General features: G+C 66.0%; 14 protein-coding genes. 5 read left to right on the plus strand and 9 right to left on the minus strand.

All coding sequences use genetic code 11. The annotated features are described in order from the left end of the window. Positions 1–43: 43 nt before the first annotated feature. From metE to KHP16_RS24835, 4 genes are all read right to left on the minus strand, one after another. Positions 44–2335 (minus strand): 5-methyltetrahydropteroyltriglutamate--homocysteine S-methyltransferase, encoded by a 2292-nt coding sequence (gene metE, locus KHP16_RS24820; RefSeq protein ID WP_211961346.1) that lies wholly within the window; start codon positions 2333–2335, stop codon positions 44–46. 113 nt (positions 2336–2448) lie between these two features. Continuing rightward, positions 2449–3906 (minus strand): efflux transporter outer membrane subunit, encoded by a 1458-nt coding sequence (locus tag KHP16_RS24825; protein WP_211961347.1) that lies wholly within the window; start codon positions 3904–3906, stop codon positions 2449–2451. A gap of 15 nt (positions 3907–3921) precedes the next feature. Beyond that, positions 3922–7083: an efflux RND transporter permease subunit gene (locus tag KHP16_RS24830; RefSeq protein WP_211961348.1), complete on the minus strand. Its 3162-nt coding sequence runs from the start codon at positions 7081–7083 to the stop codon at positions 3922–3924. Continuing rightward, positions 7083–8288: an efflux RND transporter periplasmic adaptor subunit gene (locus tag KHP16_RS24835; protein ID WP_211961349.1), complete on the minus strand. Its 1206-nt coding sequence runs from the start codon at positions 8286–8288 to the stop codon at positions 7083–7085. Before KHP16_RS24835 ends, KHP16_RS24830 begins: the two co-directional genes overlap by 1 nt. Before the next feature lie 222 nt (positions 8289–8510). On the opposite strand from KHP16_RS24835, the gene KHP16_RS24840 reads away from it, so the two are divergent. The 3 genes from KHP16_RS24840 to KHP16_RS24850 are packed head-to-tail and all read left to right on the plus strand — an operon-like array spanning position 8511 to position 10809. Further along, positions 8511–9224: a response regulator transcription factor gene (locus KHP16_RS24840; protein ID WP_211961350.1), complete on the plus strand. Its 714-nt coding sequence runs from the start codon at positions 8511–8513 to the stop codon at positions 9222–9224. Positions 9225–9228: 4 nt separating this feature from the next. Next, positions 9229–10557, plus strand: a complete 1329-nt coding sequence (locus KHP16_RS24845; RefSeq protein WP_179594114.1) for an ATP-binding protein — start codon at positions 9229–9231, stop codon at positions 10555–10557. A 39-nt stretch (positions 10558–10596) separates the two neighbouring features. Further along, complete coding sequence (locus tag KHP16_RS24850) at positions 10597–10809, plus strand: hypothetical protein (RefSeq protein ID WP_211961351.1); 213 nt, start codon at positions 10597–10599, stop codon at positions 10807–10809. A 680-nt stretch (positions 10810–11489) separates the two neighbouring features. On the opposite strand, the gene KHP16_RS24855 is transcribed toward KHP16_RS24850, so the two are convergent. Both KHP16_RS24855 and pcp read right to left on the minus strand, forming a co-directional pair. Further along, positions 11490–12836, minus strand: a complete 1347-nt coding sequence (locus tag KHP16_RS24855; RefSeq protein WP_211961352.1) for a YbfB/YjiJ family MFS transporter — start codon at positions 12834–12836, stop codon at positions 11490–11492. Further along, a complete protein-coding gene (gene pcp / locus KHP16_RS24860; protein ID WP_211961353.1) occupies positions 12836–13483 on the minus strand; it encodes a pyroglutamyl-peptidase I in 648 nt (215 codons plus the stop codon). Before pcp ends, KHP16_RS24855 begins: the two co-directional genes overlap by 1 nt. Before the next feature lie 94 nt (positions 13484–13577). Between pcp and KHP16_RS24865 the strand changes: the two genes are divergently transcribed. After that, on the plus strand, positions 13578–14528 hold the full coding sequence (locus KHP16_RS24865) for a LysR family transcriptional regulator (protein ID WP_211961354.1): 951 nt from the start codon (positions 13578–13580) through the stop codon (positions 14526–14528). Positions 14529–14563: 35 nt separating this feature from the next. On the opposite strand, the gene KHP16_RS24870 is transcribed toward KHP16_RS24865, so the two are convergent. Then, entirely contained in the window at positions 14564–15748 is a 1185-nt protein-coding gene (locus KHP16_RS24870) for an SGNH/GDSL hydrolase family protein (protein ID WP_415831414.1), read from the minus strand. A 197-nt stretch (positions 15749–15945) separates the two neighbouring features. On the opposite strand from KHP16_RS24870, the gene KHP16_RS24875 reads away from it, so the two are divergent. Then, positions 15946–16926, plus strand: a complete 981-nt coding sequence (locus KHP16_RS24875) for a Bug family tripartite tricarboxylate transporter substrate binding protein (RefSeq protein WP_109584937.1) — start codon at positions 15946–15948, stop codon at positions 16924–16926. A 328-nt stretch (positions 16927–17254) separates the two neighbouring features. Here the strand turns inward: KHP16_RS24875 and KHP16_RS24880 are convergent, their stop codons facing one another. Then, positions 17255–17587, minus strand: a complete 333-nt coding sequence (locus KHP16_RS24880) for a hypothetical protein (RefSeq protein ID WP_415831412.1) — start codon at positions 17585–17587, stop codon at positions 17255–17257. Positions 17588–17742: 155 nt separating this feature from the next. After that, a complete protein-coding gene (locus KHP16_RS24885) occupies positions 17743–20529 on the minus strand; it encodes a M16 family metallopeptidase (RefSeq protein ID WP_211961355.1) in 2787 nt (928 codons plus the stop codon). Positions 20530–20627: the final 98 nt, after the last annotated feature.

A 20627-nucleotide genomic window follows, 5' to 3' on the forward strand; every position in this document is an offset into this window, starting at 1 on the left:
ACCGCCGGTGGGCTGCCGAGCGCCTTGTCGTTCCTTCGCGCCGTTACGCGGCTGCCCGCAGCGTCCGCGCCGCCGCCACCATGTTCGTCAGCGCCGGCAGCACCTCCGCCCACTGCCGCGTCTTGAGGCCGCAGTCAGGATTGACCCAGAGCCGCTCGCCGGGCACGCGCTCTGCGGCCTTGCGCATCAGTTGCACGATATGCTCCTGCGTCGGGATGTTCGGCGAGTGGATGTCGTACACGCCCGGCCCGATCTCGTTCGGGTAGTTGAAGTCGTCGAATGCATCGAGCAGCTCCATGTCCGAGCGCGACGTTTCGATCGTGATCACGTCGGCATCCATGTCGGCGATCGACGCGATGATGTCGTTGAACTCCGAATAGCACATATGCGTGTGGATCTGCGTTTCGTCGCGCACGCCGTTGGCGGTGATGCGGAACGACTCCACGGCCCAGTCGAGATATTCCTTCCATTGCGCGCGGCGCAGCGGCAGGCCTTCGCGGAGGGCGGCTTCGTCGATCTGGATCACGTTGATGCCGGCGCGCTCGAGGTCGAGCACTTCCTCGCGGATAGCCAGCGCCAGCTGGTAGCACGACACCGACCGCGGCTGGTCGTCGCGGACGAACGACCAGTTGAGGATCGTCACCGGACCGGTCAGCATGCCCTTCATCGGCTTGCTCGTCAGCGATTGCGCAAACTGGATCCACGCCACGGTCATCGCCTTCGGGCGGCTGATATCGCCGAACAGGATGGGCGGCTTGACGCAGCGCGAGCCATACGATTGCACCCAGCCGAACTGGCTGAACGCATAACCATCGAGTTGTTCGCCGAAGTACTCCACCATGTCGTTGCGCTCCGCTTCGCCGTGCACGAGCACGTCCAGACCGAGTGCTTCCTGCTCGCGTACGCTCCGTGCGATCTCCGCTTCCATCGCTGCCTGGTAGCGCGCCGCGTCGAGCGCGCCGGCCTTGTACTGGCTGCGCGCATGGCGAATGGCCGCCGTTTGCGGGAACGAGCCGATCGTCGTGGTCGGGTACAAAGGCAGCTTCAGGTGCGCCGCCTGCTTCGGCGCGCGATCCGCATACGGGCGTTGGCGCTTGCCCAGCGCGGCGTCGATGCGGGCCACGGCCGCCTTCACGGCCGGATTGTTCACGCGCGGCGACTGGCGGCGTGCGTCGATGGCTGCGCGATTGGCGGCCAGCGCGGCGGCCACGCTATCGCGGCCATCGCGCAGCGCGCCAGCGAGCACCTGCAGTTCGTCGAGCTTCTGCAGCGCGAAGGCGAGCCACGACTTCACGTCGGCATCGAGCTTCTGCTCGCTCGCCAGATCCACCGGCACGTGCAGCAGCGAGCAGGACGGCGCGATCCAGAGGCGATCGCCCAGCGCCTTCGCGACCGGTTCGAGCCAATCCAGCACGGCCCCGAGGTCCGACTTCCAGATATTGCGGCCGTTGATCACGCCTAGCGAGATCACGCGGTCAGCGGGAAGACCGCCGATGAGCGCGCGCACTTCCTCACGCGCGTTGACGGCATCGAGATGCACGCCCTGCACGGGCAGTTCGCACACGAGTGGCAGATTGTCGAGCAACTGTCCGAAGTATGTCGCCAGCAGCAGCTTGACGGGCGTGCCGGCCAGCGTTGCGTAGGCCGTGCGGAATGCCTGACGCCACGCGTCGTCGAGTTCCGTGACGAGGATCGGCTCGTCGATCTGCACCCATTCGACGCCCTGCGCCGCGAGCGTCGCGAGCAGTTCCGCATACGCGGGCAGCAGGCGCGGTAGCAGCGCCAGCTTGTCGGAGTCATCCTTGGCTTTACCCAACGCCAGGTACGTGACCGGACCGACGATCACCGGCTTGGCCTGCACCCCTGTGGCACGCGCTTCGGCGAGATGGGCGAGCAAGCGCGACGCATCGAGCCGGAACGTCGTGGCCGACGAGAATTCCGGCACGATGTAGTGGTAGTTCGTGTCGAACCACTTGGTCATCTCGCCCGCGGCCACGCCGCCGCAGCATTCCGCATGGGCTTCGGCCGACTGCGCCGAGCGGCCGCGCGCGACACGAAAATAGTTGTCGAGCGCATCGCCATGAAAGCCCTGGACGCGCTCCGGCAGATTGCCGAGCGTGAAGCTCATGTCGAGTACCTGGTCGTAGAACGCAAAATCGCCGACAGGCACGAGGTCCAGTCCCTTCTGGTCGTTCCAGTGCCGTTGCCGCAGTTCGGCGCCGACACGCTTCAGCTCGTCGCGCGAGGACTCGCCCTTCCAGTAGGACTCGAGGGCGAACTTGAGCTCGCGCTTCGCGCCGATGCGCGGAAAGCCGAGGTTATGGATCTTGGTCATGGCAGGTCATCCGTATTCAGGTCAGAGCCCGATTCTAGAAATCACCCACCATGAAGTAAAATGGTCATTTTTCAGAAACGTATGAATCTCGTTCATACGAATCCGCGCTTGACCTATGCATCGGCACCGCCGCCGAGCACCTTGTACAGCGTGACCAGGTTCTCCTGCCACGTCAGCCGCAGGGTGACGAGGTCCTGCTGCGCGCCATATAGCGAGCGCTGCGCCACCAGCACGCTGAGGTAGCTGTCCACGCCCTTCCGATACCGCGCGAGCGACAGGTCATACGCAGCCTGATACGCATCGGTCAGCGACTGCTGCGCCGCCAGTCGTTCATCGATGGTCCCGTGCGTGGCGAGGGCATCCGCTACCTCCCGGAACGCGGTCTGAATCGCCTTCTGGTAGTTGGCTACCTCGATCCTCTCGCTCACCTTCGCGGCATCGAGATTGGCCCGGTTGGCGCCGCCATCGAACAGGGGCAGGCTGACCGACGGCGCAAACGCCCATGCGCCGCTGCCCGCCTTGAACAACCCCGACAAGTCCCCGCTGGCCGTGCCCGCGCTGGCCGTCAGCGTGATGCGGGGGAACAGCGCCGCGCGCGCCGCGCCGATATTGGCGTTGGCCGCCTGCAGCGTATGCTCGGCCTCCCGCACGTCGGGACGGTCGAGCAGCACCGATGACGACACGCCAGCGGACACCTCGCGGATTACGCCCTGCGTCAGATCCGTCATGGGCGCGAGGTCCTCGGGAAGGGTCGTGCCAAGCAGCAGCGCGAGCGCGTGGCGGTCCTGCTCGATCTGCGCCGTATAACGGGCCACGTCCACGCGCGCACTGTCGACACTCGTCTGCGCCTGCTTGAGATCGAGGGCCGATGCGGTGCCAAGCTCGAAGCTTTTCCGCGTGATGTCGAAGCTGCTGCGCTGGGCGGCCAGTGTCTGCTGCGCCAACTGGTAAAGCGCGGTATCGCTGCTCCATGTGAGGTACGCCGTGGCGACTTCCGCCACCAGCGCAATCTGCGCCGCGCGCCGTGCCTGCTCGGTGCCAAGGTAGCTTTGCAGCGCTTGGTCGCGCAGGCTGCGCACACGGCCGAAAAGATCGAGCTCGTAGCTGGCCGCGCCGACGCCCACGCTGTACTGGTGCGATGTCATCGCCTGCGTGGTGCCGCCGTACGTGCTCGTTGACCGAGAGGCCGACTGGTCGGCCGTCGCGTCGATCGTCGGGAACAACGCCGCCCGATTGACCTGATACTGCGCGCGCGCCTTCTCGACGTTGAGGATGCTCACGCGCAGGTCGCGGTTGTTGTCGAGTGCGATGGCGATCAGGCGTTGCACCGTGGCGTTGGTGAACGCGTCCTGCCACGGGATGTCGGAAACATTAGCGGCCTGCGCGTGGCTGCCAGCGGCCGCCGTCGGACTTGATGTCGGCCCTGTTGCCGGCCCTGTTGCCGGCCATGTTGCAGGAGTGGCGCTGTCGGGCCGCTCGTAGCGCGGCGCCATCGTGCCGCAACCCGCCAGCGTCAGAAGCGCCACCAGCGCCAGCGCGCTCAGCGCGCCCACCGGGGATCGGTCAGTCATGAGTTGTCTCATCATTCAGCCTCCATGGCGAGCGGCGGCAACGCCCCCTTGCGTCCCGGCGGGACGTGACGTGAGGTCGGTAATCGTATGGAACAGCAGCGGCGCGTAGAAGATGCCGAGCAGCGTGGCCGCGAGCATGCCGCCCGCCACCCCCGTCCCGAGCGCATTCTGGCTGCCCGCGCCCGCCCCTGTGCTCATTGCCAGCGGCAACACACCAAGGATGAACGCGAACGAGGTCATCAGGATCGGCCGCAGCCGCATGCGCACCGCCTGTAGCGTCGCGCTCGTGAGGTCCACGCCGTCCTCGTACAGCTGCTTCGCGAACTCGACGATCAGAATGGCATTCTTGGCGGACAGGCCGATGGTCGTCAGCAGGCCGACCTGAAAATAGATGTCGTTGTCGAGGCCCCGCAGCGTGGCGGCGACCAGCGCGCCAAGCACGCCCAGCGGCACCACGAGCATCACGGAGAAGGGAATCGACCAGCTCTCGTACAGGGCAGCCAGGCACAGGAACACGAACAGCACCGAGATCGCATAGAGCGTCGGTGCCTGCGCGCCCGACATGCGCTCCTGATCGGACAGGCCCGTCCACTCATGGCCGATGCCGTCCGGCAGCGTCTTCAGGATTCGCTCGATCGCGGCCATCGCCTCGCCCGAGCTATGCCCCGGCGCGGCCTCGCCGATGATCTCCAGGGAGGACACGCCGTTGTAGCGCTCCAGCCGCGGCGGCCCCTGGGTCCATGAAGCGGTGGCGAACGAGGAAAACGGCACCATCTCGCCATCGGCGTTGCGCACATACCAGTGGTCGAGATCCTCGGACTTCATGCGGCTTGACGCGATGCCCTGCACATAGACCTTCTTGACGCGGCCCTGATGGAGGAAGTCGTTCACATAGGTGCCGCCCCAGGCGGTCGACAGCACATCGTTGATATCGGCCACGCTCACACCGAGCGCGCCCGCCTTCGCATGGTCGATATGGAGGCTGACCTGCGGCGTATCGTCCTGCCCATTGGCGCGAACGCCCATGAGCGCGGGATCCTTCGCGGCTGCCGCCAGCAACGCATCGCGCGCGGCCATCAGCTTGTCGTGGCCACCACCGCCTTCGTCCTTGAGTTCGAAGTCGAAGCCCGACGAATTCCCCATGCCCATGACGGCGGGAGGAACCATCGGGAACACGTTCGCCTCCCTGATCTTGCCGAACGCACCGCGTGCGCGCGCCACAATGGCCGACGCGTGCAGCCCGGCCTTGTCACGCACGCTCCAGTCCTTCAACTGCGTGAAGACCATCGCATTGTTCTGGCCGCTGCCACCGAAGCTGAAGCCGACCACGGCGAACGCCGAGGCGACGGCATCCTTCTCGTTCTCGAGGTAATACCGTTCCACCTGCTTGATCACCTCGAGCGTGCGCTCCTGCGTGGCCCCCGCGGGCAGCTGCACCTGCGTCATCACGATGCCCTGGTCCTCGTCGGGCAGAAACGAACTGGGCATGCGCGCCAGCAGCAGCGCCATGACGATGCCGAGCGCGACGTACACGGCAAGATAACGTCGGCGGCGGCCCAGCATGCCGCGAACCGCGCCCTCGTAGCGCACGGCATTGCGGTCGAACGCGCGGTTGAACCAGCCGAGCAGCCCGCGCGACGACGTCGCCACCGCGTGTCCCGCCCCGTTGCCCGACGCGTGCGGCTTGAGGAGCGAGGCGCAGAGCGCGGGGGTCAGCACCATCGCCACGACCACGGACAGCGCCATCGCCGAGACGATCGTTACCGAGAACTGGCGATAGATCACGCCCGTGGAACCGCCGAAGAAAGCCATCGGCACGAACACCGCCGACAGCACGAGCGCGATGCCTATCAGCGCGCCCGTGATCTGCGACATCGACTTGCGTGTGGCGTCCCTGGGCGAGAGTCCGTCCTCCGCCATCACGCGCTCGACGTTCTCCACGACCACGATGGCATCGTCCACCAGCAGGCCGATGGCGAGGACCACACCGAACATCGTGAGCGTGTTGATCGAGAATCCGAGCGCGGCGAGCACGCCGAACGTCCCCAGCAGTACCACGGGTACGGCGATCGTCGGGATCAGCGTCGCGCGCAGGTTCTGCAGGAACACGTACATGACGAGGAACACGAGCACTACCGCCTCGAGCAGCGTCTTCACGACCTCGCGGATCGACAGCGTCACGAACGGGGTCGTGTCGTACGGATAGACGGCCTTGACGCCCGCGGGCAGCGAGGCGGACAGCTCCGCCACCTTCGCCTTTACCGCTGTCGCGGTGCTCAGCGCGTTGGCGCCGGTGGCCAGCTTGATGCCGAGACCGGTCGCCGCCATGCCGTTGTACCGCGACGTCGCGTCGTAGCTCTCGCTGCCGATCTCGATCTTCGCCACGTCGCGCAGGCGCACGGAGGCGCCATCGGTCGTGGTCTTCAGCAGGATGGCCTCGAATTCGGCGGGCGTCTGCAGGCGGCTCTGCGCGGTCACCGTCGCGTTGAGCTGCTGCCCCGCCACCGCCGGCGTGCCGCCGATCTGGCCGGACGACACCTGCGTGTTCTGGGCCTCGATCGCGCTCTTGATATCGGCGGGCACGAGCTTGTAGTTGCGCAGCTTGTCAGGGTCCAGCCAGATGCGCATTGCATACTGCGCGCCGAATACCTGCACGTCGCCGACGCCGTCGACCCGGCTGACCGGATCCTGGATGCTCGATACCGCGTAGTTGGACAGGTCGGCCTGCGTCATCTTGCCGTCTTCGGAGACGAAGCCCACGATCAGCAGGAAGTCCGACGACGACTTGGTCACCGACACGCCCAGCTGCTGCACCATCGCGGGCAGCAGCGACATGGCCAGTTGCAGCTTGTTTTGCACCTGCACCTGCGCGATATCGGGATCCGTTCCCGCATTGAACGTCAGACGGATGGACGCGCTGCCGGACGAATCGCTCGACGAGGACATGTAGCGCAGATTGTCGATGCCCTTCATCTTCTGCTCGATGATCTGCGTGACGCTGTCCTCGATCGTCTTGGCCGATGCGCCCGGATAGCTCGCCGAGATGCTGACGGACGGCAGCGCGATATTGGGGTACTGCGACACCGGCAGCGTGTTGATCGCGAGTCCGCCGGCCAGCATGATCACGATGGCGATCACCCACGCGAAGATGGGGCGGTCGATAAAGAATCGCGACATCAGCGGGCCTCCTCAACCGTCTTGCCATCCGAAACGTTCGGGCGCGATGCCACCACGGGCCCCTTCGCCTCGCCCGAGACCGGCGTAACGGTCATCCCGTCGCGCACCTTCTGCAGGCCGTCCACCACCACGCGGTCGCCCGCGGCGACGCCGGACGCCACGATCCAGTTGCCCCCCGTGCTCCCCGATGTGGTCACCTCGCGCACATGAACGCGGTTCTGGGCATCGAGCAGCATCACGGTCGGATTGCCCTTGCTGTCGCGGCTGACGCCTTTTTGCGGCACGAGCAACGCCTTGTTGTCGACGCCTTCCTCCAGTACCGCCCGCACGTACATGCCGGGCAGTAGCTTGTAGTCGCGGTTAGGGAAGGTCGCGCGCAGCGTCACCGCGCCCGTGGTCGCATCGACGGTCACGTCCGTGAACTGGAGCTTGCCGGTCTGCGCATAGGTACTACCGTCCTCCAGCACGAGCTTCACGTCGCTGGCCGCTGCGCCGCCATGCTCGATCGAGCCGCTGGCAAGGCGGTTGCGCAGGCGCAGCAGTTCCGCGCTCGATTGAACGACGTCGACATAGACGGTATCGAACTGCTGCACCGTGGCGAGCGCCGTGGTCTGGCTGGCCGTCACCAGCGCGCCGGCGGTCACGCTGGACTTGCCGATGCGGCCCGAGATCGGCGACGTGATGCGCGTGCGCTGGAGGTCGATGCGCGCGCTCCGCAGCGCGGCCTCGTTGGCGACGACGTCGGCCTCGTAGGCTTCGAGCGATGCCTTGGCGTCGTCGTAGTCCTGCTGGCTCACGCCCCTGATGTCCAGCAATTCCTTGTACCGCTGCGCCTTGAGCCTTGCCGCCGCGAGCGAAGCGCGGGACTTGGCCACCGCGCCACGCGCGTTGTCGTAGGCGGCCTGATACGACGCGGGGTCGATCTGGTAGAGCACGTCGCCCGCCTTGACCTCGCTGCCTTCGGTGAACAGACGCTTCTGCACGATGCCGGCCACCTGCGGCCGCACCTCGGCAACGAGCGCGGCCGAGACGCGGCCGGGGAGTTCGGTCATCAGCGTGGTGCTGGCCGGCTGGACGGTGACCACGCCCACTTCGGGCGCACCCGTCGCGGGCATCATGTCCTTGCTGCTGTTGCAGGCCACCAGCATCGTGGCGGCGAGCGCCGCGCCCGCGAGCGGCAGTGCGCGGCAGATTCCTGTACGCATGGATTCCTTTTCCGGGACCGGCGGGGGCGCGTGCGGGCTATCCTTCGGAAGTGGCCCGCAGTCGACACCCGTCCGGTCGATTGGCATGGGATCCATTCTCCGGAGCGGGCGCCGCCTCAGGGGTAAGCGATCGCAAAGGAAATCGTAAAGAAGGTGTAAAGGTCGGCTTTTCGATGTCGAACGCCGCATGACATCGCCGATAATGCGGCATCGGAGCGCGCCATGAAGGTTGCGACTACAAGCGTGGAAATTCTGTTGATCGATGATGACGCGGACCTGTGCGAGATGCTGGGCGAGTACCTGGCCGGCGAAGGGTTCGCCGTGACGGCCTGCGCGAACGGCGAGGCGGCCGCGGACATGGCCGCGTCGGGGCGCTATGCCGCCGTGCTGCTGGACATCATGCTCCCGCGCGTGAGCGGTATCGACGTGCTGCGCCAGATTCGCGCGCGCTGCGGGGTGCCGGTGATCATGCTGACCGCCAAGGGAAGCGATATCGATCGCGTGATCGGGCTCGAGCTGGGCGCCGATGACTACGTGCCCAAACCCTGCTATCCGCGCGAGCTCGTGGCCCGGTTGCGGGCGGTGCTGCGGCGCACGCAGGGCGGTGCCGTGGCGGAACGCGGCGATGAACTCGCGGCGGGACCCGTTTCGATCGTGCCATCCCAGCGAACCGCGCGGGTCGGGGCGCAGGCCGTCGACCTGACGGTCACCGAATTCAATCTGCTCGAGTACCTGCTGCGCAATGCGGACCGTGCCGTCTCCAAGGACGACCTGTCATTGCAGGTACTGGGCCGGCCGCGGATGCCCTACGACCGCAGCCTCGACGTACATGTGGGCAACCTCCGGCAGAAGCTCTCCGCCGCGGGGGCGCCCGAATCGATGATCGCGACGGTCTGGGGCTTCGGCTACCGGCTCGACGCGCAACAGGCGGAATGACCGGATGCCGACGCATAGCAAGTGGCTGCCCGCGGGTGGGTTGTTCTGGAAGATCATGGCGGGCTTCTGCCTGACGGTAGCGGCCGTGTCTTTCGGGATCTGGCTCTGGTTCTCGGTGTTGCGCAACGATGCGCCGCACGTCCGGCTGATCCTGGATATCCAGTCCGCGTCTGCCGCGACGACGCTGCGCGCGGCGCGGGCGTTGATGGAGACCGGAGGGCCTGTGGCGATCGAACGGTTGCGCGAGGACCTTGGGGATCAGGGGACAATCGTCTGGACACGGGTGGCGGGGACGCCGTCTTCCGCCGCCTCGGCACGATCGCCTTCGCGCATGGAAGCGGAGGCCGTTACCCGCAGCCCCGACGGTCAGCTCTGGCGCATTCAGTACACCCCTTCCGACGTCCTCGGCAAGCTCCCGCGCGACAACGGGCCGCCGCCGGTCGTCATCGGTCTGTTCCTGTTGTGCGGCCTCGCCTACAGCGCGGCCCTTGCCTGGTATCTGACCGCTCCGCTGCAACGCCTGCGCCGCGCCTTCGACAGCTTCGGCGCCGGCAACCTCGCCGTACGCACGGCAGCCGGTGTGAAGGGCCGCCGCGACGAAATCGCGGAACTCTCACGCGATTTCGACGCGATGGCCGCGCGCATCGCCCAGCTGATGGAAGGCCGCGAACGCCTGCTGCACGACGTCTCCCACGAACTCCGTTCGCCGCTGGCCCGCCTGCACGTGGCGGTCGGGCTGGCCCGGCAGGACCCCGCCCGCACCGCACAGACGCTGACGCGCGTCGAACGCGAGGCAGCGCGACTGAACGAACTGGTCTCGGGCCTGCTCACGCTCTCGCGCATCGAATATGGCGACCACACCGGCCGCCTGACGCGGGCTGACCACTTCGACCTCTGCGCGCTATGCGAGGCGGTCGCCGAGGACGCCAACTTCGAAGGCTCCCACCGCGGCGTCCGCATCCGCTTCGTCGCGGCGTCCACGGCGCCGGCTCCGATGCATGGCAACCTGGAACTGATCCGCCGCGCCGTCGAGAACGTCGTCCGCAACGCGCTACGGGTATCTACTTCGGGCCAGCAGGTGACGGTCCACTTCTCGACGGACACAACCCGCCAACGCTACCGCATCGAGGTCACCGACCAGGGCCCCGGCGTCCCCAACACCCTGCTCGGCACGATGTTCGAACCGTTCGTCCAGGCCCAATCCAACCAGGGCGGCTTCGGCCTCGGCCTCTCCATCACCCAACGCGCCATCGCCGCCCACGGCGGCACGGCAACGGCGTCCAACCGGCCTGAGGGCGGCCTGTCGGTAGACATCGAACTGCCGATGGCTTAGCCGTCAAGGTCTGGCACGGATGAGGGAAAGCGCTTGTTGATGACCGAGCATCCAGCTCGTCGTCACATCGCATTTCATTCGTACCAGTCCAACGATGCGCTGGAAATCTCTATCCAGATCCCGCATGAAAATGGGTTCGTGGTGCGCAATGCGATTGCGGAGTTTGCGGACCTGCTCGAGGTCTCCGTAAATGGCCTGCCGGTGATGACATACCGGCTGGGTAGCATCGAGGTTCGGAAACACTCTCAATAGATGTGGCTGCCAGATCCGGACATCGTAGCGACTCGTGAACATGCGCTGCCAGAAATGAAAGGAAAGCTCCGGGATGACCTTGCATGCCGAGGAACAGCCGTCGCGCGCCTGCCGGAGCGTCGAGACCATCGGCCCGGCGGGCAAGCTTCGTTCGAAGGTTGCGGACCACGGCCAGAGTGGCCATAGAGGGCCTCCAACGCGTCCGCTACCGCATTACGTACCGTCACCTCGCAAACCTGAAGCGGGGTCATCAATGCGCCCGAAACTTTTGCATTCCATGCATACAACTCCAGCGCCGCAAGACTTTCTTCCCCAATGATCTTGCAAGCCGCCTCATAGGTCTCCATGCGCGCCGCAGAGATGGCGCGCTTCACCGCTTGAATCGTGTCTCTCGTGGTTGACGTCATACGCTGCATACCTTAAAGTCGGCTTCGTGAGCTTTGGGACTCGCGGGCGCAAGCCTCCCCCCAGGGACATAGGTATGAAGATGTACAAGCGCATAGCAAAAGCCCGCCTGTTGGCGGGCTTTTGCTATTTTTGGCGGGCCTTCCCTATTCTTGGCGGGCCTTCCCTATTCTTGGCGGGCCTTCCCTATTCTTGGCGGGCCTTCCCTATTCTTGGCGGGCCTTCCCTATTCTTGGCGGGCCTTCGCTATGTTGGTGGGCCTTCGCTATGAACGCCTATCGCGCTTCCTCTCCACACTTCCGGCCAGTGTGCAGCCATCCACGCACCCCCGCCTTGTCCTTGAGCAAATCCAGCTGGCCTATCCCCCCCTCCACTCGCACGCCGCTTGCACGCCCACGCTTCCGCCTGCGCATCGCCAGGCAGATCATCCCACCCACAGTCAGCGCTCCCGCAGCAATACCTAGCGACCCGCCGAAGCTCCCGGTGCGTGCCACCGTGGCCGCGGCCAGCGGTGGGCCAGCGATCTGGCCGAGGGCGTAGAGGGCGGTCATCAGGCTGATGAGCTTTGGCGCGCGTGGGCCCGCGAGGTGGTGGGCTTCGCGCATCGAGAGGGCGATCAGCGCGGTGAAGGGAAGGCCCACCAGCACACTGCTGAGGGCAAGGCCGAAAGCCGATTGCCATGCGGCGGCCGATCCGACGCCGGCTGCCTGCATAAGGTAGAGCGCTGCGAGCAGGCGCCAGTTGTCGCGAGGGCTGCCGATGCGTGTGACGAGAGCCGCGCCGATGGTTACGCCGATGCCGAACAGAGGCCAGAACAGGTCGGCCCAGACGCTGCCGGGCATCGTCTGCCGGGCGATGACTGGCAGGAATGTGGCGGTGATGATGTAGCCGAAGCCCGCGAGGCCGTACGCCGCCGACAAGCCGATCGTCTGCGTGGCGGGCCATGGTGCCGGGCTTGCGTCGCCGCGCCGAGCGGCCGCGCTCGCGGGCAACGGCGTCAACAACCGCCAGATCGCAGCCACCAGCACCGCGCCGACCGCCGCGAAGAGCGCCCACCCTTCCCTTGCACTCCACCCCATCGCCGTCATGGCAAACGCCGGCATACCCGTCAGCACGATGCCAATGCCGGTGCCGCAGAACATGAGCCCGATCCACGTCGGGCGGCCGAGCGCCGTCAGCCGCTGCATGCACCAGGCGGTCGCGTGAATCATGACCAGTGCGCTCACCATACCGGCCAGCGCGCGCCAAGTCATCCACAGCGCAAAGCTGCCCGGCAACGCCATCGCGACCGTCAGCAGAACGGTCAGCACCAATGCATGACGTGCCGCGCGCGACGAGTCCGTGCGCCAGACGAGGCCGAGGAGCGAGCCGGCCAGATAACCAGCATAGTTTGCGGTCGCCAGCGCCCCGCCCTGCGCGAGGTTCACGGTGCCATCGTGCAGCATCATCGGCAGCAGCGGCGTGAACGCGAAGCGGCCAATGCCGAGCGACACGGCCAGGCAGACGAGGCCGGTGATCGCCACCACCGAGGCGCGCCCCGAAGCAGCGGCCGACGCACCGGCCGACGCATCTGCCGTGACTCGCGCCTCGCCCGCGCCATGCGTCGGCTTGGCGATGTCCATCAGTGCGTGGCCCCGGCCGCGTATCGGACGTCCCGCGTCGTGGCAAGCGAGGTGGCCACCATCACCTCGATCGCGGCGATCAGCGTCCTCACGTCGAGGCTCGGCGCGCCGGGATGATGCGCGGCCATCTCCGGCAGATACGGCACATGGACAAACCCGCCGCGCAACGCCGGCCGCTCCGTCGCGATGTAATGCGACAGCGAGTAGAAGATCGCGTTGCAGTTGTAGGTGCCCGCCGTCTGCGACACCGACGCGGGGATACCTGCCTCGCGCAGCGCGCGTACCAGCGCCTTGATCGGCAGCGTAGAGAAATAGCCAACCGGTCCCCCCGTGACGATGGGCTCGTCCACCGGCTGCCGCCCCGCATTGTCCGGAATCCGCGCATCCACGATGTTGATCGCCACGCGCTCGATGGACACGTCGGGACGGCCTCCCGCCTGCCCTAGGCACAGTACGAGCACGGGATTCACCGCCTCGATATGGCGGATCAGCGCCTGCCGCACCTCGCCGATCACACAGGGCAACTGCCGCGCGACGATCCGCGCCCCGCCCACGACCCGCCCATCCACCGCGCGAACCGACTCCCATGACGGATTCAGCGTCTCGCCATCGAACGGCTCGATGCCGGTAACCAATACAGTGTCCACAAACGCTCCCGTGCACGAAGTCATCGAAACCGTTATCGTAGGCACCCGCACGGCATTCCGGAAATGGATATTCGATATCCATGACATTCACGACATGAATCTATCCCGCGTCGATCTGAACCTGCTGGTCACGTTTGAAGCGCTCTACCAAACCCGCAACGTCACGCTCGCGGGCCAGCGCCTCAACCGCGCGCAGCCGTCGGTGAGCAATGCACTGACGCGCCTGCGTGTTCTGTTCGGTGACGACCTGTTCGTGCGCGGCACCGCGGGCATGCAACCCACCGAACTGGCGCATGCGCTGATGCCGGCCATCACGCTCGCGCTCGACCACGTGCGTCAGGCCATGGGGCAATCCGTGGCTTTCGACCCCGCAGTCCCAGCGGGCCGCCGGTTCACCATCGCGGCGAGCGACTATGCGGACATCGTGCTGCTGCCGCGTGTCATCGCCCGTCTCCGAAAGCAGGCACCCGACATCGACCTCCGCGTCATGGCGCTCGATCGCACGACCATCCACGATCAACTCGACCACGGCGTAGCGGACGTGGCCATCAGCGGCCATCTGGCCACGCCGAAGCGTATGGTGCGCACCACGCTGTATCGGGAAGACTTCGTGTGCATCGCGCATCGCGACCACCCCGTGCTGAGCGGGACGCGCCCACGCAGGACCATCGACCTTGCGACATATCTCCGCCTTCCGCACGCCCTCTTCGTCCCCAGCGACGACGGCTCGCGGCGCGGCGTCATCGACGGCAAGCTCGAGAAACTCGGCCAGCAGCGCCGTGTGGCCGCAACCTTCTCCCATATCGTGGCCCTGCCACTCGCCGTCGCGAGCAGCGACCTCGTGGCGACCATGGCAAGACGCGCGGCGCAACGCCTGGCCACGCCCGACATCAGAATCTATGAATTGCCGAAGGCGCTGACCGATACCGCATTCGATATCGACCTGATCCACACCCGCAGGGCGCAGGCGGACGCGGGCGTCACGTGGCTACGTCAGGAAATCGCCGCCGCCGTGGCGGAAATCACCAGCGAGGTCAATCGCTGAGTCTTGGGTGGGGCGAACGGCCCGGTCCGAGCCTCTCAGCCCGCCTTGGCAAACGGCCCGCCGGCGCCGAAGACCGCTGCCGCGAAGCGCTCCCCCATCCGCCGATGCGTGGGCCCGTCCGGGTGCAGGGTGTCGGGCAGCGGCATCGCCTCCATGTCGCCTTCACCATAGAGCGCGAGGCCGTCCAGGTAATACAGGTGGGGATCGCTGGCCGCGCGTTGCGCCACGATCCCGCGCAACACATCGCGAATGACGGTGAGCGTCAGCTTCCCCTGCGCGACGTCCGCCGCGTCTCCGCCCGCCAGGAACGACAGCCGGCCTTCCGCAAGCGCCGCCGTGTCGAACAGGCTGGGGCCCGGTGTGTGCTCGTGGATCGGGCAGTAAATCGGAGAGACCACCAGCAACGGCGTATGGGGATGTCCCTCTCGGATCGTGTCGAGGAATCCGTGCACGGCTGGCACGAAGGCACGGCGCCGCATGAGGTCGAAGTTCACGATGTTGATGCCGATCTTGACGCTAATGAGATCGGCACGCGTGTCGCGCATCGTTCGCGCGGTGAAAGGATCGAGCAGCGCACTGCCGCCGAGCCCGAGGTTGATCAGATCCACATGGCTTTGCAACGCCGCCACCGCGGGCCAGATGGTCGTCGGACTGTCGGCATTGGACCCATGGCTGATCGAACTGCCATGATGCAGCCACACCCGCCGGCCATCGTTACCCACCGGCGCCACGGGCGCCGACACACGCAGCGCGACGAGTTCCGTGATCTCGTTATACGGCAACCAGATCTCGACACGCTTGTCGCGGGCGGGCAACTGCGTGAACGCCAGCGTGGCCACGGCGCCGGCCTGCGTGGACGATGTCCCAGTGGCCATATCGAACGTCACGACGTCCCCGCCGTCCGCACTGCATTGGCGCACGAGCTCCCCGTCGACGAGCAGGTCATACACCCCCACAGGCCGCGGCGGCATTCCCGCATAGACCCGCCGCCTCGGAAACACGTCGAGCTCGATATCGGTAGCGGTCGTCCGGAAGGCAAGCCGAATCCCCGCAGGCTGCGCCTCCACCATCGCCAGTTGCGGATCGTCGCATTGCCCCCGCGCCCAGGCAGGCAGCCGATGCGGCAAGACTCCCCGCGCCGTCGCCTCGATCTCGCGGGCACCCCGAAGGATCGATGGGGAAACGGGCACGGTCACCCAGGCGGATTGGTCGTTCATGATTGTGGAAGTAGAAAGCACGGCGCGGCGCAGTCCGCCATGATATCGCGCCCCAAATCGGCACCATCGCCACACATCAAGGAAACCGCCAATATGGAAACGTAAGGTTTCCCCGTACGCTTGTCTGCCACAGGGCGTCGTTCCCGGAGCGATTCCACGTTAACCCGAGCAAACAAACCGTACATCGGAGGAGACTTGTCATGCCGTATCGCCACCCCATTCTCGCAGGCGCCCTTGGTGTCTGTACCGCATTCAGCGCACCGATTGCGGGGGCGCAGCCGGCTGCTTTTCCCACCAAGCCCATTTCGATCGTCGTGCCGAACCCGCCGGGCGGCGTCGTCGATACCTCGGCGCGGCTGATTGCCGATTCGTTGGCCAAGGAGATCGGCCAGGCCGTGGTCATCGACAACCGTGCGGGCGGCAGCGGCAACATCGCCTATCAGCTCGTCGCGCGCGCGCCGAAGGACGGGTACACGTTGCTGGCCTCCTATTCGGCCTATCACGTGGGCAACCCCTCGATGTTCTCCAAGCTGCCGTGGAGCCAGAAGGATCTGGCGCCCGTGGCGCTGATCTCGGTGGCGACGAACGTCATCACGGTCAATCCTTCGTTGCCGGCGAATAACCTCAAGGAGTTCATCGCGTATCTGAAGCAGAACCCCGGCAAGGTCAACTACGCTTCGCAGGGCAATGGCTCGCTGTCCCACGTCGGGACGGAACTGTTCGATCAGGTCACCGATACGCGCATGGTGCACGTCCCCTACAAGGGATCGGGCCCCGCCATTCAGGATGTGCTCGCGGGTCAGGTACAGGTGTTCATCACGACGCCGCCGTCGGTCATCGGGCATATCCAGACCGGCAAGCTGAAGGCGCTGGCCGTCACCAGCAAGACGCGGCATCCGATGCTGCCGAATGTCCCGACCACGGCCGAAGCCGGATTGCCCGGTTTCGAACTGGAGGCATGGGTCGCGCTGTTCGCGCCGGCCGGTACGCCGCCCGAGGTCGTGAACAAGCTCTCGGCGAGCGTGAAGACCGTGCTGGAGCAGTCGGAAACGAAGAAGCGCGCCGAGGGTGTCGGCATCGAAGCGCGTTATCTCGACCCGGCCGGTCTGTCCGCGCTGGTGGCCAAGGACACCGAGTACTGGGGAAAGATCATCAAGGCCAAGAACATCACGGCCGATTGAGAAAGAAACCGAGCGAAAAACTAAGCGGCACCTTCCCGCAACAGCGCCCAGCCCTGGTCGTCTCCCCCCTTGGCTTCACGATACCGCCAGTCCGCACCGCACTGCGCGCAGTGAAACAGGCTGATCGTTTCCGAATAGGATCCGGGGAGCTTCCGGCGCTGGGTATCCGTGATGCGCAACGCGGGATGCCCGGGGGCACCAAGTGTGTCGCGCTGAATCGAGAGACAGTTTTCGCAGAGTGGCATTCCGGTCTCGATAACGAGGGGAAGGCCACTGTAGCATCCTTCACGCGATGCGGCAGGATCTTTCGCCGCCGATTGCGCGGCCTTCATGCGGCGCGGAGTTTCTGGATCGTCGCGGCACCCGCCTTGATCCCCGCACGAATCGCGTCACGCTCCGTCGAATGCGTGGACGCACGCATCGTCACGTTAGCGACCACACGCTCGATACCGGCGGCATAACGGCGAATCAGGTACGTCGGAAACCATACGCCGGGTTCCTGCTGGATGGGATATACGGCAACGGTATAGGGTGAAGCGGGTGAAGTCGGAAAGAATGTCGTCATATTGGTTTTATAAGGATGAGCGCGCGCATTGCCATAAAACATGGCGTCGAAGCGAAGCTTGCGATGCGAGGCGATATTGGAGGATGCCCGTGGCACGCGGATGACACGCGCGGATGACACACGCGGAGCGAGCGGACGGGAGGTAGTCAGGGGCAAAAAGCGGCGAACTTTTTAATGTAATGTGTCGCCGGCCCGTCATTCCGAAGCAGGAATGACAGCCACTGTAACACACAGTGCGGAAGCCGCCCGCCCTACGGCCGTGCAGGCGTCGACAGCGCGCCCGCGAACACCGTCGTCACGCGCTGGGGATCGATGTACTTGCGAATCGCCGCGTTGACCGACGCCACGGTCGCATTGCGCACGCGCTGTTCCTGCGATGCGGCGAACGCCATCGTATGGCCGGCATCGAGCTGATCCGCCATGATCTGCGCCAGCACGCTGTCCCGCGTGAGACTCACGGTGGTCTGCTCCAGCAGGCCGCGTTTGGCATCGGCGAGCTCCTGCTCCGTGATGCCGTCGCGCACAAAGCGCGACAGCTCTTCCGCGGCCGCCTGCTTCACACGATCGAGATTGCGCGGCGCGAACGAGGCCCGCACCGTAAAGCTGCTCGCGGTGTCGATCGCCCCTACCTGCAGGCGACTCCCCGCCGAATAGCTGATGCCGTCGCGCTGCCGGATCCGCTCGGACAGCCTGCCGCGCAGCGGATTGCCGCCATATACGCGATTGGCGATCGCCAGATCCGGAAAGTCGGGAGAGGACGTGGTCATGTCCATCGCGACCCGTGCGAGGTAGATCGCACTGGCATTCTCCGCCGTCGGCACAGTCAAGGTGGCCGGTGCGATCCGGCGGGACGGCCGATCGATCCGCACGTAGGGCTCGGGCGCGTTCCAGTCGCCGAATAGCGCCTCCAGCTGCCGCTTCGCCGCCTCGGCATCGACGTCGCCCACGAGCGCCACCTGTGCATGGCTCGCGCCATAGAAGCGCCGGTGAAACTCGCGAACATCTTCCACACGCACGGCGCCGATGCCGGCGATGCTCTCCTGCTGGCTCGGCGTGTACCGCGGATCGCCGGCCGGATAGGGATTGCCATGCCGATCCATCGCGATCGATGCGACCGCATCCGGCGCATTGCCAAGGCGCTCGCGCTCCGCGACGCTGCCGTGCCGGACGTCATCGAACTCGGTGGCATTCAGTGTCGGCGCGCGCAGGATATCGCGCAACATCGGCAGGAACGCCGCCAGGTGCTCGCGCCGCGTTTCGAACTGCACGATCGCGCGGTCCGCTTGCGCGCTGATGCGCACCGTGGCGCCAAGGGCCGCCAGCGCATCGGCAAGCTGCTGTCGATCGAGGCCGCCCGCGCCACGCGCCAGCGTGGCCGCCGTGAGCGCCGCCACGTACGCGCGGCCTCTCAGGCGTTCGGCCGACCCCATGTTGAGGACCATCACGCCCGTCACCGCGTTGCCCCGCGTCGGGCGGCTCAGCACAGCGAGCTTCATGCCATTGGCGATGGCGAAACGCTGGGTATGCTTCTCGATGTTGTCGGGCGATGGATCGAACGGCGGCGGCGGCGGGGGTACGGGCCTGCCGCGATAGCCCTCGACTTCGCGCGCAAGATCCACGGGCGTCGGCATCTCCACGCGTTGGGATTGCGCCGCGGGAATCAACCGGCCCTCCGTACGATTGGCCGGGCGAAGGTATTGCGTGGCAACGCGCTGCACGTCCTGCACCCGCACGGCATCTACCCGATCCCGCAGCAGGAACAGCAATCGCCAGTCGCCCCACGCCACGGCCTCGGACAACTGCATGGTCAGCGTGTCAGGATTCTTGAACAGCGTCTCGATGGCGTTGCGCGCTTCCACCCGGACGCGCTCCAGTTCCTTCTCCGTGATGGGATGCGACGCAAGTCCCTCGATCTGCCCGACCAGCGCCGCGCGGGCGGGTTCGATCGATTGCCCCTTTGGAATCTCGGCCAGAAACAGCACGGTACCCGGATCATGCATGGCATCGATCGACGCCGACGCACTGGTCGCCACTCTGGTTTCGACGAGGCTCCGGTACAGGCGTCCACCCGACGGTCCGGCCATCACCTGCAGGAGCATCCATAGCGGCACCGCATCGGGATGCGCGGCCTGCGGCACGTGATACATCTCGCCGAGCAATTGCGTATCGCCAGCGCGCCGGAGTGTCACGAGCCGCTCGCCCTCCTGCGCGGGCTCGACCGTCACGGCGGGCAGCGGCGTTCGCTCGGGACGCGGGATCGGACCGAAGTAGGTCGAGATCGTCTCGAGTACCCACGTGGGATCGAACTTGCCGCCGATCAGCAGCACGGCGTTATCGGGCTGGTAGTAGCGCCGATAGAACGCGCGCAGCATGGGAATGGAAACGCGCTCTACGTCCTGGCGCGTGCCGATATTGGCCTTGCCGTACGGATGCCATTCGTAGGCGGTGGCATTCAACGCCTGATACAGGACACGATCGGGCCGCGTCTGCCCGATCTCCATCTCGTTGAGCACGACAGGCATCTCGCTGCGGAGGTCGTTCGCCTCGATGCGGCTGTTGACCATGCGGTCCGCTTCCAGGCTCAACAACCATTCGAGGTTGTCCTCGCTGGATGGGAACGTCGCGAAGTAGTTCGTGCGGTCGGGCGCGGTGGTGCCATTGGCGAGCATGCCGCGGCGCGCAAACTCCTCGCGCAGCGCCGTCGCCGTCCACCGGGCGGTGCCCTTGAACTGCATGTGTTCCAGCAGATGCGCCATGCCGGCTTCGCCACGGCCTTCATCGCGGCTGCCGACCAGATACGTGATGTTCACCGTCGTGCGCGGCACCGCATCGTCCGGCGCGAGCAGCACGCGCAGGCCGTTGGGCAAGCGGTACTCGCTCACGCCTTCGACCGTGGTGACGAACGTATAGGCAGCGGTGGCCGATGCCGGGGCAGAGGCAGAGGCAGAGGTCGATGGCGGTGGCGGCGCGGCGAGCGAAGGGCCCGCCGCACCCAGTGCGAGGACGCAGGCAGACAGCAGGCTGATCGCTCGGCACACGATGACACGACTCCACGGAATCACGCTCCATCAGAGTGTGGTGGCAGCCCCGCGCAAAGGGAATTCAGTTTTTTCGACGGCGTGTTAACCGATTTTCC

The sequence above is a fragment of the Cupriavidus plantarum genome (assembly GCF_905397285.1).
Classification (GTDB): domain Bacteria; phylum Pseudomonadota; class Gammaproteobacteria; order Burkholderiales; family Burkholderiaceae; genus Cupriavidus; species Cupriavidus plantarum.

Excerpts from the sequence above, each read along its gene's own strand:
- KHP16_RS24875 (WP_109584937.1), top strand. The coding sequence starts at position 15,946 with ATGCCGTATCGCCACCCCATTCTCGCAGGCGCCCTTGGTGTCTGTACC.
- KHP16_RS24845 (WP_179594114.1), top strand. The coding sequence starts at position 9,229 with ATGCCGACGCATAGCAAGTGGCTGCCCGCGGGTGGGTTGTTCTGGAAG.
- KHP16_RS24835 (WP_211961349.1), bottom strand. The coding sequence starts at position 8,288 with ATGCGTACAGGAATCTGCCGCGCACTGCCGCTCGCGGGCGCGGCGCTC.
- KHP16_RS24830 (WP_211961348.1), bottom strand. The coding sequence starts at position 7,083 with ATGTCGCGATTCTTTATCGACCGCCCCATCTTCGCGTGGGTGATCGCC.
- KHP16_RS24825 (WP_211961347.1), bottom strand. The coding sequence starts at position 3,906 with ATGACTGACCGATCCCCGGTGGGCGCGCTGAGCGCGCTGGCGCTGGTG.
- metE (WP_211961346.1), bottom strand. The coding sequence starts at position 2,335 with ATGACCAAGATCCATAACCTCGGCTTTCCGCGCATCGGCGCGAAGCGC.
- KHP16_RS24850 (WP_211961351.1), top strand. The coding sequence starts at position 10,597 with ATGACCGAGCATCCAGCTCGTCGTCACATCGCATTTCATTCGTACCAG.
- KHP16_RS24840 (WP_211961350.1), top strand. The coding sequence starts at position 8,511 with ATGAAGGTTGCGACTACAAGCGTGGAAATTCTGTTGATCGATGATGAC.
- KHP16_RS24865 (WP_211961354.1), top strand. The coding sequence starts at position 13,578 with ATGAATCTATCCCGCGTCGATCTGAACCTGCTGGTCACGTTTGAAGCG.
- KHP16_RS24855 (WP_211961352.1), bottom strand. The coding sequence starts at position 12,836 with ATGGACATCGCCAAGCCGACGCATGGCGCGGGCGAGGCGCGAGTCACG.